Origin of the sequence: uncultured Corynebacterium sp. (assembly GCF_946998835.1) — a bacterium.
GTDB lineage: Bacteria > Actinomycetota > Actinomycetes > Mycobacteriales > Mycobacteriaceae > Corynebacterium.
In genome coordinates this window covers 61,527-76,511 of sequence record NZ_CAMQAZ010000011.1, presented here as the reverse complement: position 1 = coordinate 76,511, position 14,985 = coordinate 61,527, and the positions used below count along the sequence as shown (strand labels likewise).

Below are 14,985 nucleotides of genomic sequence, written 5' to 3'. Positions count from 1 at the left end.
GACCTTCGCATTGCGAACGCGACGCTCTACCAACTGAGCTATAGCCCCATTGCTTTTGAGCAACCTCGTTTGAGTTGATAAAAAGCTCTGTAAAAGCTCTATTTTTAGACGTTACTCCGGTGGGGTTTGGGCTCCAAACTCGCTGATAGAGGTCCGTTGGGCGGTTGATTCCTGAAAGCGAAGCTGAGGTAGTGAAGAGGTACTGAAAGTGACTAGGCGGTACTGAAAGTGACTAGGTTTATGACAAAAAGTTTCGGGTGAATTCAATTCACGTGCTATAAACCTAATCACTTTCACATCTGCTACCCGTTGAGGTATCGGCTGGAGGCAAAAATCCACCCCGCCACTCGGTGTAATACCGAATTGTGTCGGGGTGGAGGGGTGCTTCAGGTAGTCCACGCTGAAGCTACTGCAGCTAAGGTCAACTTAGCTGTTCGGACGACGTCCGTGGTTCGCCTTCTTCTTACGACGATCCTTGCGCTTACGGCCACGCTTGCTCATAGCTGGGCTCTCTTTCTATCGGAGGAACAGGTATCAACCGGTATAGATTACACGGTGACCGCGTAACCCTATTAATCAGGCCGGGATATTAGCTCGCGGTGTTTATCAGACCGCGGCAGGCTTAAGCCTGCGGTGCGTATTAGACCGCGGTGCTGGTGCGAGTGCGGCGGGTGCGACCACGGTTGCGGCGACGCTTCAGTGCGCGACGCTCATCCTCGCTCATGCCTCCCCAGACACCGGCATCCTGTCCGGTCTCAAGTGCCCATGCCAGGCACTGAGCAGTAACTGGGCAGCGGTTGCAAACAACCTTCGCCTTTGCAATCTGTGCGAGGGCTGGGCCGGAGTTACCGACCGGGAAGAACAGCTCTGGATCCTCTTCACGACAAACGGCCTTGTGGCGCCAATCCATGACATACTCCTAAAACATTACGAGCCCCGGGTGAGGGCAGGGTGAAATATCCTTGCGGGAAGGCGGCTAACGGAAATGGATTTCGTCAGACACGACAAATCGCCGCATCTCAACGAGGTTGGGGTTCATTCCCGAGCGCCCAGGGGTATTAGGCATCTTGGGAGGGCTACCTGTTTTCATCGCCCACGCGAGTCAGAAGGTAGTGGGTACTCACCAAAGAGTTTGCGCCTAAAAAGGCGAGACTTGCATGCTTGCACATTTAGTGAACTGCGTGCCTGTCCCGCTGACGACTTACATATTTTCACGACTGGCCCGGTTCGTAAAGAGCAAAATGAATAAAAGTGCCAAACCTCACAGAAAAGTTAAGTTTTGGTTAAAACGCCAGGTCAAAACTAGCCCCTTGCGGGGGCAATTTTAGTTTTGGTAATTGCAGTAGTGAGGGTGTATAGCGCTGTTTCCTGGCCCGGCCCTAAACGGCTACGGGCTAAGTGTGTGCAGCTTCTGCCTTCTGGCTTGTATTGAACAACCTGCGACCCCGGTCCATGACCTTCTTTGTCGCTACAACGAGCAAACGCTCGTCCACTGGGCGAGTTGCGACCTTCTCGGTGAATCGGGTCTCCGTGTAATCGTCGGCACGCGCCACGAAGTTGATGGCATTTTGTTGAACCCGGATAGTGAGGCGACTGCGCTGATCGATGTACTCGCCATCCAGCTGGAGACGAAGCGGAGAAGTGGAGGTGAGGTCGATGTTGTGGGCGTTGTCGATGCGACGCTCGCGAGCTTCAACATGGAACGGTGAGCGGAGACGCGTGAAAAAACCGGCTAAATTGGCCGCGGCGACAAGTCCGGTCAGCCCCTCTAGTGAAGTGAAGCCATAAAATCCCAGTCCCTTGCGCAGCGAGACAGTGGGGTTGGTGACGATGGGGAGGTCGCCCAGGAAAGTCCATGGGTTGGAGTTAGACACCACCGCCATAGCGAGATCTCGGCCGAACTCCTTGCCGTCGATAGTCGCGGTAATCTGTGGCGGGTTGGTGCGCAGCTCCTTCCACGCAGAGAAAATAGCTGGCAGATAGCGCACGGCCTTGGCGCGGGTACCGTTTTGTCGGAGCTGCTCCATAGCAGCAATGACTTCGGCATCGATGCCGATGCCGGCATTGACAACGAAGCAGCGCCCAGCGGCATGCCCAACGCTAATAGTGCTGCGTGTTCGGGAGCGCAGCAGACCTGCGATATACCAGGCGGCATCCACAGGATCGCGTGGAATTCCGAGAGCGCCTGACAGCACATTGGCGCTGCCGGTGGGAATTGTCGCGATGGCGGGTAGCTCATCGGCAGGTGGCGCCGAGAAGGGGTCAGAGCTCATGAGTCCGTTGATGATCTCATTGATTGTTCCATCACCACCGAGGCAAATGATCACATCGTAATCGCGAACTGTTTTTCCTGACACTATTTCCGCAGCGTGACCGGGGTAAGCGGTAAACATGGATGTCAGACGAATTCCTTCAACCGAGCGAAGGGCCCGCACGATGCCGGGCATACGTCGATCAGTATTGCTGGTGGAATTCGGATTAGAGATGAGCAGGGCACGCACAGGCACCAAGACTAGTGCATGAGTCGCCGTGGGATGGGGAGCATCTGCAGACTTACCTCCGAATCCTCCAGGTGTTTTCGCCGGCTCGTGGCGGGCTAACATGTAGGGCGTGAGTAACCAGAAAAACAGCAGCAACGCCTCCACCGCGCCCACCTCCGACCAGCTTGCAGCGGCCCAAGGATCGATGGCCGCGCCGCAGGCTGTCATGATTGGTGCATGGATCGGTGTCGGCGAATGTGTCCTCGGCTTAGGCTATGGAGTCTTTCTACTAATTCGTGATCTGATGGGCTACCGCGATGAGGCTGCGGTAATCTCCGGCTGGGGCACCGCGCTGTGGTTCCTCCTTATTTTCGGCGCAGTTCTCGCTGGTGCGATTATGTTGCTGCGCGGAGCCCGTTGGGGGAGGGGGCCCATTATCATGCTCAATCTGTGCCTGTTGGGTGTGGCTTATTACATGTTCCGCTCGAGTGCTTTTCTGCTCGCCCTGCCGACGGCGACAGCTTCGATTGTGGCGCTGGCCTGCATGTTTAGCCCGAAGGCAATTGATTGGGCCGCACGCTCGTTTTAAACTTCGATGGCGAACGCGTCCACGGTGTTGCCGTGCTGAACTAGAAGAGTGTCGCCGACAACCGCAAGACGCACCGGGTTTTCCAAATCGGTCGCACCTTGTGTGTGGGCGGAGTTCGCGGCTGCAGGCAGAGGTAGTGTGCCAATGACTTCGAGTGTGGAGGCATTTAGTACCGCAATTTGATCGGCCTTCGGCAGGAAAATATGCTCACCCCACGGTGCTGGGGTGCCGGTCGCCTCGGGGAACTCGAACGCAGGTGCCAGCGTACTCGGACGGAAGCCCAGCAAACCACGTGGTGACCACCACGTCATGTGATGAGGCAGGTCTGTTGTAAAAGGCGCACGTGGCGCATCGTCTGCCGAGTCGGCTTCAGCCGGTGCCGGGCGAAGTGTAGTTTCGGTCAAATCCGATTCACTCAGACGCGTGCCATCCATGCGAAAAACACGGATACGATTATCTGACAGCACCGCTGCCGCGTCCTGGCCGATTGAAACCAACGACATGTCCGCAGTCACTCGGCCCAGGTCGATATCGCTCTTGACCTCGGGCTCACGTGACTCTTCTGGGTTTGATTCCTGCATGACCAGACGCCCATGACCATCGCAGTTGATTACGACCGCCAGCAAATCCACGCGAGTGAGCGCACTAATAATCGAGCACCCTGGGTGCGGCTGCAAATTAGGTTCTGGAGAAGCCGGCACCGTACCGTACTCGACCACTCTCACTAGGTCAGAGCGCCACAGCTCTACAAACTCCGAGTCATAGATACCCGCATAGGAATTCGAGCGCACCGTCACTGGGGTATCGCCGGCAATCGACTTGCGAGTCGCGACATACTGACCCGAGTCGGGCTTGAGTCCAACAGTCTCGCCACAGCCGGCAGCGCCGCGAAAAGTCGCGAAAATCTGGCCATCGCTGCCTGATAACGCACACAGCGGAATATCTCTCCGGTAGTGCCAGAGCTCCGTGCCGTCGTTAAGCGAGACGGCACGCACGCCCTTGTCTTCGGCGACGAGGAGCGCGCCGCCCATTACCAGTGGCACCGGGGAGATGGTGTGTGCGCCCCCGCTTACCGACGATTCGGTGGACCACACCGGGCGGAGAGCATGTGGCATTGCCTCCGGGTCATTAGCAGCGGGGGATTGCGATGCTATGTCGGTCGGGGCTGTGGCTTCAGTACGGTCGACCTTGCGGGCTGGGGAGGCGACCCACGTCCAGCCGATAACGAGGATCACAGCGAGGATGAGAATCGCCGATGCGATTCGATTATGGCGCAATCGGGTCCCTGCAGTGGTGGATTTAGCGCTGGCTTGTGGTGACTGCGGCACAGTGGGAATGTCCTGTCGACGAGTGGTCGTGGGAAGGAATACGGGAGAGGGGCATGCGACAGCCTAGCTGCGGCGATGCGAAGTTGACCGACCGCCCCGTCCTGAGTGACGTCCCCGACCACCGGTGCGGCCGCGCGGTTGTGAGTGGTTGTTCCGCGGCCCTCGACCGCCACGCCCGCGAGGCGGACGGGAACCCAGCACCGGGCGAGCTGGGCCGACCTTTTCCTCTACGCCATCGGGGATATCAAGAGCTTCGGCGAGCTCTGGAGAAGTGGAGAACCATGTTGGAATCTCGGCCATATCCAGATCCAAGGCATCTGAAATGGCCTTCCACTTGACGGTTTCATCCCAACCAACGAGGGTCACTGCCACACCACTGTGTCCCGCGCGGCCGGTGCGGCCGATGCGATGGACGTATGTCATCTCATCATCGGGCACCTGGTGGTTGATGACGTGTGTGACATCATCGATATCGATGCCGCGAGCCGCGACATCGGTTGCGACCAAGACATCGACATCGCCATTGCGGAAGGCCGTCAGCGAGCGTTCGCGTGCGGGCTGGCCCATGTCGCCGTGGACGGCAGTGACCAGGAAGCCGCGTTCGCCGAGCTGCTCGGCAACGGAGGCAGCGCCGCGCTTAGTGCGCGCGAAAATGATGGTGCGACCACGACCATTGGCCTGCAGAATACGGGCGATGACTGAGACCTTATCCATCTGGTGCGACTGGAAAACAATCTGCTTGGTGGTCTCGTGGACTGTGGCCTCTTCCTCGCCGGATTCGGCGCGGATGTGTACCGGGCGATTCATAAAGGTGCGCGCGAGGGTCAGAATCGGTCCCGGCATCGTAGCGGAGAAGAGCATGGTCTGACGTTCATCCGGCACAGCGGCCAGAATCTTCTCGATGTCCGGCAGGAAGCCCAAATCGAGCATCTCGTCGGCTTCGTCGAGAACCAGAATCTTCACACCTGATAATTCCAGGTTATTGCGCTGGTAGAGGTCAATGAGACGGCCGGGAGTGCCGACGATGATGTCCACCCCGCGGTCAAGCTGTTCAATCTGCTCCTCATAGGGACGGCCACCGTAAATGGTGCATACACGCAGATTGGTTGAGTGCGCAGCGCGCGCTAAATCCTCGCCGACTTGTACACACAGTTCGCGGGTTGGGACGATAATGATTGCGCGGGCTAAGCCATCCGGCTCGGGGATGCGGGCATCATCAAAGACGCGGTCAATGAGAGGAACGCCGAAACCTAAAGTTTTGCCCATGCCGGTGCGGGCTTGGCCAATGATGTCCGTGCCGTCGAGCGCCAGGGGCAGGGTCAGTTCCTGGATGGCAAAAGTACGGGTGATGCCTTCGTCGGCGAGTGCGTCGCAGATTTCCGCGGCGACCCCCAATTCGACGAATGTCGGGGACTGGGACTCTGCCACGGCGACTCCTTTGCTGTCTACAATCTCACATGACACGACGGCCAAATCATTCTCTCTAATCCTAGCTGCTTTAGGAATGGTTATGATGTCACCTATGGACATCACTATTGGATTCGCAGACAACACTCGCGAGCTGAACATTGAAAACGTTGCCGGCGGTGAGGAGACCAAGGCGACTATCTCCCAGAAGTTGGCCGCTGGCGAGGGCGTTATTGAGCTCACCGACGGTGCTGGACATGAGTACCTAATTAACGCCGACAAGGTTGCCTACGTTCGAACCGGCAATAGTGCGGACCGCAAGGTTGGCTTCTTCGCCTAATGTCGCAAGAACCCTTTCTCGTACGCATCGCACGACATTGGGGATGGCGCGCTTATGCCATCCCGGTACTTGTCGTGCTCACTGTCATCATTCTCTTCGATATTTTCACTGCTGAGAATGACCCCTTAGGCCCTGGTAACGGCACTGTTGCCTCGCAAGATAGCAACGGTCGGTCTGGCCCAGTGCCAGGAGACGGATACGGTGACGGCTACGAGGGAGGCCAATTGCCGCCTGGCCCTGACTTTGCCACGAAAACCTCGGGCAATTTTAAAGATGTCACCGTGCCAATTCCCCGTGTGGGCGAGGGGCGTCAGCTCCAGGTCAGGTACTCCGTCGAAATTGAGGACAACATCGATGTCCCGTCGATTGGCGGAGAACGCGCGTTTGCAGAGACCGTGAACTCGATTCTGACGGATCCCCGCGGCTGGACCGCTAACCCGGATTATTCATTTGAGAGTGTGCCGCGAGACCAGGAACCGACCATGGTCGTGCAGCTGGCCGCGACGGAGACCGCGCATCAGTTGTGCGGAAACACCTTGGGGATGGAGACCTCTTGCTTCCTGTCGGGGCAGCAAGAAGGCGAGCCGGGCCGTGTGATTGTCAATATCGCCCGTTGGGTCCGTGGTGCCCTGCCGTTTGAAGGTGATTTGGGCTTTTACCGGCAATACCTCATCAATCATGAGGTTGGCCACGGTCTTGGGTACGCAGTCCATGAGCCCTGTCCGAGGGACGGCGGCATTGCGCCGATTATGATGCAGCAGACCCTGAGCGTGTCGAACGATGAGTTGCACGCTATCGACAGCAATGAGGTTTATCAGGGCGATGGCAAGACATGTTCTGTCAACGGCTGGCCATATCCTTTCGGGGCGGACGATGATGCGGCCGCGCCGACTCAGGAAGCGAGGTAGTAGCTGCCTATGATTACCACCCCTCCTGACCGAGTGCTAGAAGCATTTGGTGCTGAAGGCGAGCCGCGTCGCGCCGGGCGTGCATGGGACAATGGCTGGGTTTATGACAGTTCCATCGTGTTGTCGCCAGTGCATAATTCAGCTCAGGCCCTGTGGTCGGCAAAGGTTCGCAGTGCGCTTGATGTTGACGGCGTACGCGTTGCGAAATCCGTGCGCGCCAGCGATGGCCGGTTGGTTATCGCCGGGTGGCAGGCCCGTCATTTTCTTCCTGGCGAGTTCTCGCTCCGTGCGGATGAGACCATCGTGGCCGCTGGGCGCGTCGAAGAATCGCTTGCCAACATTGAACGGCCGCAGTTCCTCCTCGACAAAGAGCCGGATTACTTTGTTATGTGCGATCGCGCTGCTTGGGCGGCCGATCCGATTGGGATTCTCGAGCAGCTTCTCGACCCCAACAGTGTCCCTCGCGCCGACTGCGCCGAAGCTCTCACCATCGCCGGTGACCTTCTTCAACTTCGGGCAGAGATGGTTGTGCCAACGGAGCTCCTGCAGGTCTGTCACGCGGATTTCGTCGGCACGCTGCTTTACGACGGCACGGCCGCCCCGGTTCTCACCGATGTCGTGCCAGCGTGGCATGTCCGCGGTTGGACAGCTGCCCTGGCGGCAGTGGACTGCCTGTCCATGATGGGCGCTGATGAGGAGTTGCTGCGACGCTTTGATCATCTGCCCGATTTTGGGCAGCTGATTGTGCGGGCGATGTGTTACCGGCTGTTTGCGCACGCGGTTGGTCCGGAATCGCAGCCGGGTGCTTATCGGGGGCTTTTCCGCGCGGCTTCGCTTGTGCGCGCGTTTGTAGCAGACTCGCTTTAGTTCTGGCGGACTCGCTTTAGCGGCAGCTGCGGCGGTTTTGAGGCCGCAGCGGGGGTAATGCTCCCCCTTTTTCGAACGGACGTGCGAATGCGGGTCCGGGGGTTGTGCCACAATGGTGCACATGAACGTAGATGGTATGCCGAAGGTACGGTTCGTCCAGGAAGAACCTCCTCGTCGCCGGCAGTGGTCAGGTACTGCGGTAGAGGCCCTTTTCCCTTCCCATAACCAGTCGCTCGTCGTGGGGGATGCGGTTGTAAACCAGCCTGTGGTGCGCGTTTTGGGTGGTCCCGGTACAGGCAAGAGCGCGTTATTAGTTGATCTCGCGGTGGACTATATCAAGGCGGGTATTCCGGCGGACAGCATTTTGGTGGTGTCGCAGTCAAAAGAGGCTGCTGCGGCCTTGAGGCGGGATATTGACCAACGTTTTGTATCTGACCTGGGGCAAGAAGGGTCGGTTGGGGCAGGTCAAGGTGGCATGGTGCGTGCTGTGCATTCACTTGCATTCGCAGTGGTGCGTGATGCTGTGGTCAGCCGTGGAGAGGCAGAGCCGTCGTTGACTACGGGGGCGCGCCAGGATGCCGTCGTCAGACAGTTGCTGGCTGGTCATGCTGAAGATGGCGGTGCATATTGGCCAGAACGGTTGCGCCCGGCTCTTCCGCTAGTCGGTTTTTCCCGTGCCGTGCGTGATTTCTTGCTGCGTGCAGCTGAGCGTGGAATTGATGCCCAACGGCTGCAGCAGCTGGGAGTGGACTACGGCATTGAGTCATGGAGTGCAGCTGGCAAATTTATGGCTGAGTATCAGCAGACTATGCGGTTGGCATGGGAACCCAGCCTGAACGCGGCGGAAATTGTGTCAGCTGCGCTGGCCGAGCTAGACGCGGATGCGCAAGCTTTGGCTCGGTGGGGAAAGTCAGTGGTTTTGGTCGATGATGCTGAGCACCTATCCCCAGAGGCTGCAAGACTTGTAGATCGTTTTGTGTCGCAAGCTTCGGTGGCCATCATTACCGGCGATGAAGATCAGTCGGTATTTCACTTCCGAGGGGCCAATAATGATTACCTCCGCGCCGCCGGTGAGTCAAGGCAAAAAGCAATCCACTTGCAGCACTCCTACCGTTGTAATGCTGATATTGCAGAGTTAGCCAACGCAGTTTCTCAGCGATTGCCAAAGGCACCCCCGTATCGTGGCATTGTCGGCACTGCTGATGAAGATGAACTTGGCAGGTTCGGTGGTGGAAGCAGTAATGAGACCGCGGCACAGGGGAAGAATCATGCAGCGAAAAGTGCTGTAAGAATCACTATTCACCCTTCTGAACGTGCTCAGCGAGCCACAGTTGCGGACTATTTCCGGCGCCTTCATATAGACGAGGGCGTGGCATGGAAAGACATGGCAGTAATCGTCCGATCCGGTGCTGGCGAGTCTTCTCTGTTCCGTGCGTTGTCGCGTGCGGGTGTGCCTGTACAGATTGATCCAACAGACATTGTGTTGAGCCACCAGCGGTTGGTACGCGCGTTGATGGTGGCGCTGCGGGCAACCATGAAGCAGCTCGATGACGTGGAGTGGGATGAATTTCTTTCAGGTCCACTTGTAAACATGGACCCAATCGTCAAGGAGCGTCTGCTGCGGGGGATCCGAAAAGCCGACCTGTTCGGCGAGGCGGCGGCGACGCAGCTCATTGGAATATTGAAAGCCGACGAATTCACGGCTGAGCAGGTTGCACTTATTGAGTCTCTATCGCAGCGTGAACGTCAGGCGCTGGAGGTGCCACTGAACCTGTTGAGCACGGCGCGCGCAGCCCGGCGCGACGGCGTGGAAGCAACATTGTGGGCAATCTGGCAGTCCACGGGGTTGGCAGACCATCTTGTGGCGGCATCGTTGCGCGGTGGCACAGCAGGGGCTTCGGCTGACCGAGATTTGGATGCTGTGATGGCACTGTTTGACTTTGCTGGCGACCGAGTCGAGCTGAACCCAAAGTTGACGGTGTCTGGTTTTATCGCTTCGGTGGAAGAGCAGGAGCTACCTATTGGTTCACGTGACCGCAGCGGGGTGGAACGCGATGCAGTGCGCATTCTCTCAGCACACGCAGCTCTGGGCAGGCAGTGGAAGGCAGTAGCCGTTGTTGGAATCCAGGAAGGGCAGTGGCCCAGCCTCGGCGTGACCGGATCAGTGATGAAACAGAACGAGTTCATCGGTCTGGTGGACCACGGGATTCAACCGCGGGAGTACATCAATTCCATGGCGGATGCACTGGCAGAGGAACGCCGTTTGTTGCATGTTGCGGTATCGCGCGCAAGCGACAGCGTACTGCTGACAGCGGTGGATTCTCCTGATGATGTCGGAGTTCCCAGTCCTTTTATTGTCGAGCTCGGTGAAAAGCTCGGCATCTCGGTGCCGGATTCCGTGAAGAAGTTGGACGGCTCCTCCGCTGCTGAGGACTCCGAGGTAGAAGCCACCGAGGTAGCGGTCGCTGGTGCAAGCGCTGGCGACGCACATGGTGCCGAAGCAGAAGGCGGCACCTGGGTCGGCGAAGGCCTGCCGCGGGTGCTTTCTGTGGAGTCACTCCTGGCAGAGTTGCGCGCAGCTGTTGTTGATGACGCGGAGACTGAGACGCGGCGCCGACAAGCTGCACGTCAACTTGCGCGATTGGCGCAGGTTGGTGTCCCCGGGGCGCACCCACGCACCTGGTGGGGACTGCGTTCGCCATCGACCTCAGAGCTTGTCAATAATACAAAGCCAATGAGAATCAATCCGTCCAAGGTGGAAGCAACTTTGAGTTGTCCGCTGAGGGCCATGTTGGATAAATCCGCACCTACATCGGCTATGTACTTGGGCTCTCTGCTGCACTTAGCCGTGGAAGCCGTGGCGCGGGGAGTGACCGTGCCTGAAGCGCAGTCCGAGATCCAGCGCGTTTTTGGCGACCTGTCCGACGATCCGGAGTGGCGTAAGCGTGCGGAGGAAGAGACTTGGTTGACAGCACTGGAGGATTGGCAGCGATGGATTGAGACGAAGAAAGATGTCGGAACCGAGGTTCCGGTAAAGGTGGCCATCAATGACGACATCGTGATTGTCGGACGAATCGACCGGTTGATTGAAGACGCTGATGGTGCGGTTCAAATCGTGGATATTAAAACCGGGAAAACACCACCAACCGCTAAAGAAGTTGAAGAGCACGCACAGTTGGCTACGTATCAGCTGGCGTTGTCCAAGGGACAGCTCGTTGAACGCGGAGGCAATCTTGCCATTGCCGACGGCGAAGGTGTTGAGCAGTCTGGGGCGTTTCTGGTATTTCCGCGAAAGTCCCACAACAAAACCATCATCACTAGCCGAGAGCAGTCAAAGCTCACGGATGACAAGTTGGCTGACTGGGAACGTCGCGTCGAGCAGGTAGCACGTGCGGCGACTGGTCCGCGCGCACTGGCGCTTGCTGGTGATCATTGCAAGTTCTGCACGCTTTCGAAAGCGTGCCCGGCAGCAGAAGGGAAGCGGTAACCATGTCGGAGGAACGTACCATTATTAATCCCGTCACTCTGTCGGAAATGATGGGGCAGGACTTCCCGCCTACACCGCAACAAGCGGCAGTCATTGGTGCGCCGATGGAACCGATGCTCGTTGTGGCCGGCGCTGGTGCTGGAAAGACAGCGACGATGGCTGCGCGTGTTGTGTGGCTAGTCGCCAATGGCTTTATCCGACCCGAAGAAGTACTGGGTTTGACCTTCACCAGGAAGGCGGCTCGCGAGCTCGGTGTCCGTATCCGTCAGCAGCTGAATGCGCTTGCTTCCTCGGCTGCATTTCGTGCGCAAGCTTCACCAGAGGTACTAGAAAGTCTTGAGGTCATTGCGCCGACCACACTCACTTACGATGCCTATGCCTCGGAAGTGGTGAGCAATTACGGTCTTTTGCTGCCCACTGAACCGGGTGTCACCATTATGGATGGTGCGACACAGTGGCAGCTGGCGTGGGAAGTTGCTCGCGGTGTGAAGTCAATTGATGTTGACGTTACGCCATCGACGCTGGCCAGTCGCATTATTGAGCTAGGGGCGAACATCGACTCGAATTTGTCTACGCCCCAGGCAATCCGCGAGGAAACTGAAGCATTCATCAGCAATATTGAACAGACCCCGAGGAAGGGGAAAGGCGATGGATTGATTGGCGAATTGCAGAGCATCGTCGATAAGCAGCGGGAAAGATTGGAGATTCTTCCGCTAGTAGAACAAGTCCGAGCTCGCTGCAATGAGGAAAACGTCGCTACTTTCGGTATGCAGATGGCTAGGGCAGCGCGGCTCGCCACTGACTTTACGGAGGTCGGGGAAGGGGAGCGACGACGTTTCAAGGTCATCATGCTCGACGAGTACCAGGACACGTCGCATACACAGCGACTATTCCTACGTGCGCTGTTCTCCGGCAGTTGTGTCACTGCAGTGGGGGATCCGATGCAGGCGATTTATGGGTGGCGAGGAGCAACCGCCGAAAACCTCGTGCAGTTTGTCAACGACTTTCCGCGGTCTGATGGGCAGCCGGCAGAGAAAAAGCAGCTAACCATTTCTTGGCGAAATCCGCAGTCCGTGCTGCAACTTGCTAACGCGGTCTCCGACCGTGCATTCGCGGGAGAGGCTCGTACGGTAGAGGCGCTGGATGCTGGTCCAAAGGCCGGACAGGGCGAGGTTCAGCTAGCTTTCACCATGACCGGGGAAGAGGAAGTTGCTTACATCGCAGACTGCATGGAAGCGCAGTTGCGCGAATGCGAAGCGGCAGGTGACAAGCTCGATGCCGCTATCCTGGTTCGGACAAATGCCGAATCGGCTGTTTTCCTAGATGCGTTGTCTGAGCGGGGTGTTCCCGCAATCATCGTGGGGCTTGCTGGTCTCCTGCATTTGCCCGAGGTCATGGATATTACCTCGGTGATGAAGGTGCTGGTTGATCCCGGCTCAGATCAGGACGCACTGCGTTTGCTGCTCAGCCCACAGTTTAATTTGGGTGCTGCAGACGTGAAGGCACTTCGCATTCGTGCAGACCAGCTGGCGATGGCGAGTAGAGATGAACTTGCCCGAAAGAAGGACAGCTCTGAGGAAACCACGGATTCTTCACCAGTCGCCGAGCTTGCTCGCCAGTACGATCAGCTTTTAGAGGATGCCGAAGCAGCAACGTCAGTGGTGGGTCTGGGGCACGCCATCGCCGACCCTGATATCCGCTTTCAAGACGGCACCCCGTTGGCGCGCGGCAGCGTTGAAGAAAACGGGCCACTGGTCTGCAGTGAGTCACTGAATTACACCGATGAAGCAATGGCGCGCATCGCGCAGTTGGGTGCAAGCCTACGAAAACTACGTCGATTCTCATTGAATAAGCCGCTGCCGGAGCTGGTTGAAGACATCGCCACTGAATTTGGAATTCGCGTAGAAGCAGCGGCGGGGCAATACGGTTCTGCCACCGCGATTACTAGGCCTACAACTGCCCACTTGGATAGGTTTGTCGATATTGCTGCGGCGTATTCCCAAAATATCTCGGACGACGTGACAGGTTTTTTGAACTATCTGGAATTCGCTGTTGAACACGATGACGGTTTGGAACGGGCACCCCTGAACATGCCGGAAAACTGCGTGCAAATTATGACCATGCACAAGTCAAAGGGGCTGGAGTGGGACACGGTTGCTGTACCGGGCATCACCACCAGCAAGTTCGACAAAGTTGATTTGTCATCGTGGCTCAGCAATTCGGTTCAACTTCCTCCTGGTGCAATTACGCAAGTGGATTCGTTAACGGTTAGTGCAGAAAGCACAGAGGATCCAGAAAACACAGAGGATGCAGCGCAACCTGCGGCAGGCGATTGGGCTCCCGTCGCTGATTCTGTCGATAGCGACGCCCCCGAACTGGACCTATCAGGCGCAGACAACCAGACCGACCTCAACAAGGAAATCAAAGCCTACAAGGAAGAGCTACGAGAAGTAGAAAGGGAAGAACAACAGCGGCTCTTCTACGTTGCGATGACTCGCTCTGCGAAAAAGCTCATTGTCACAGCAAGTAAGTGGCCCAAACCGACTTTGAAAAACCCCACCGATGTGTCGGCCGACTTCGCTGCCATCGCCGCGGAGTTCAGTGACTACGTGGTGTCGTGGGCAGAAGGGGAAGACCCCGAGGTAGCGGAGACCGAAATCGATCTCGACTGTGACACTGCGGTTGATGGCGTGGTCTGGCCCGTCGATACTCTGGGCAACCGTCGGGATAGCGTTCAGAGAGCCGCCGAAAGCGTCATCCACTACCTGGATGAAGGTCAGAATGAGCGACCAATCGCCGGAGACCTGTCCGAGGTATGGGAGACGGAAACGACGATTCTAGTAGACGAAATTCTTCGAGCTAGGGCAGAGGAGATTCTTCTACCAATGCCGACAAGTATGTCCACCAGCGAGTATCAGGCAATGATTGCGGATCCGGTCGCGTTTGCCCGTCGTAAAGCACGCCCAGTGCCCTTTAAACCAAACCGATTTGCGCGCAGAGGCACGGAATTCCACGCCTGGTTGGAAAATCGCTTCGGCGCACACAGCTTGCTCGATGATGAGGATCTCTTCGGCGACCAGCTGGATGATTTCCTCGGTACGGAGCAAGGGGCATCGGAACGCGAACTGGAGAAATTGAAGGCGAACTTCGAGGCATCTGAGTGGGCCAATCGTACGCCGGCGTACGTGGAGGTGCCTTTCGAAATTGCTATCGGGCAGCGGCGGGTCGTCGGTCGAATTGACGCGGTGTTTAATGACAACGGAAAATGGAGCGTCATTGACTGGAAGACCGGCCAGATGCCGCGCGGCAAGGACCGGGAAGTAGCGGCTCTACAGCTGGCGATTTACCGGCTGGCGTGGTCAGATAGGCTGCGCGAAATGGGGATGGAAACCTCACCTGGAGACATCGAAGCGGGATTCTTCTACGTGTCGGCAGGGCGGACACTAATCCCGGATGAAGTGCTGCTGCCAAGCAGGATAGAGTTAGACAGGAAAATGCGCGAGCTGATCGGATAAGCATCTACATATGCAGCTGCGGTCTCGCTGTAGCTGGGTAACCGGATGAAAGTAGCAGTTCGTG

The 14,985-nt window shown here is 57.4% G+C and carries 10 protein-coding genes; 6 read left to right on the top strand and 4 right to left on the bottom strand.

All coding sequences use genetic code 11. From position 1 onward, the window contains the following. Positions 1-640: 640 nt before the first annotated feature. A complete protein-coding gene (locus tag Q0U90_RS05605) occupies positions 641-910 on the bottom strand; it encodes a WhiB family transcriptional regulator (protein WP_005511107.1) in 270 nt (89 codons plus the stop codon). A 484-nt stretch (positions 911-1,394) separates the two neighbouring features. Then, the gene (locus Q0U90_RS05600; RefSeq protein WP_297452465.1) at positions 1,395-2,603 is read right to left on the bottom strand and encodes a diacylglycerol kinase family protein; all 1,209 of its coding nucleotides are present in this window, start codon (positions 2,601-2,603) and stop codon (positions 1,395-1,397) included. A 7-nt stretch (positions 2,604-2,610) separates the two neighbouring features. Between Q0U90_RS05600 and Q0U90_RS05595 the strand changes: the two genes are divergently transcribed. Further along, complete coding sequence (locus Q0U90_RS05595) at positions 2,611-3,069, top strand: hypothetical protein (RefSeq protein ID WP_297452464.1); 459 nt, start codon at positions 2,611-2,613, stop codon at positions 3,067-3,069. Here Q0U90_RS05595 and Q0U90_RS05590 read toward each other — a convergent pair. Further along, the gene (locus tag Q0U90_RS05590) at positions 3,066-4,346 is read right to left on the bottom strand and encodes a PQQ-binding-like beta-propeller repeat protein (protein WP_297452463.1); all 1,281 of its coding nucleotides are present in this window, start codon (positions 4,344-4,346) and stop codon (positions 3,066-3,068) included. The genes Q0U90_RS05595 and Q0U90_RS05590 overlap by 4 nt on opposite strands. A gap of 114 nt (positions 4,347-4,460) precedes the next feature. Beyond that, positions 4,461-5,825: a DEAD/DEAH box helicase gene (locus tag Q0U90_RS05585; protein WP_297452462.1), complete on the bottom strand. Its 1,365-nt coding sequence runs from the start codon at positions 5,823-5,825 to the stop codon at positions 4,461-4,463. Positions 5,826-5,907: 82 nt separating this feature from the next. Between Q0U90_RS05585 and Q0U90_RS05580 the strand changes: the two genes are divergently transcribed. The 5 genes from Q0U90_RS05580 to Q0U90_RS05560 all read left to right on the top strand — a co-directional run bounded on the left by Q0U90_RS05580 (position 5,908) and on the right by Q0U90_RS05560 (position 14,921). Beyond that, positions 5,908-6,144 (top strand): DUF3107 domain-containing protein, encoded by a 237-nt coding sequence (locus Q0U90_RS05580; RefSeq protein WP_297452461.1) that lies wholly within the window; start codon positions 5,908-5,910, stop codon positions 6,142-6,144. Beyond that, complete coding sequence (locus Q0U90_RS05575) at positions 6,144-7,052, top strand: DUF3152 domain-containing protein (protein ID WP_297452460.1); 909 nt, start codon at positions 6,144-6,146, stop codon at positions 7,050-7,052. The genes Q0U90_RS05580 and Q0U90_RS05575 overlap by 1 nt, the downstream gene beginning before the upstream one ends. A gap of 9 nt (positions 7,053-7,061) precedes the next feature. Beyond that, positions 7,062-7,919 (top strand): TIGR02569 family protein, encoded by an 858-nt coding sequence (locus Q0U90_RS05570; RefSeq protein WP_297452459.1) that lies wholly within the window; start codon positions 7,062-7,064, stop codon positions 7,917-7,919. 121 nt (positions 7,920-8,040) lie between these two features. Next, positions 8,041-11,406 carry an ATP-dependent DNA helicase gene (locus tag Q0U90_RS05565; protein ID WP_297452458.1) on the top strand — a complete coding sequence of 1,122 codons (3,366 nt, stop codon included), beginning with the start codon at positions 8,041-8,043 and terminating at the stop codon, positions 11,404-11,406. Positions 11,407-11,408: 2 nt separating this feature from the next. Then, positions 11,409-14,921: an ATP-dependent DNA helicase gene (locus Q0U90_RS05560; protein WP_297452457.1), complete on the top strand. Its 3,513-nt coding sequence runs from the start codon at positions 11,409-11,411 to the stop codon at positions 14,919-14,921. The last annotated feature ends 64 nt before the right edge of the window (positions 14,922-14,985 follow it).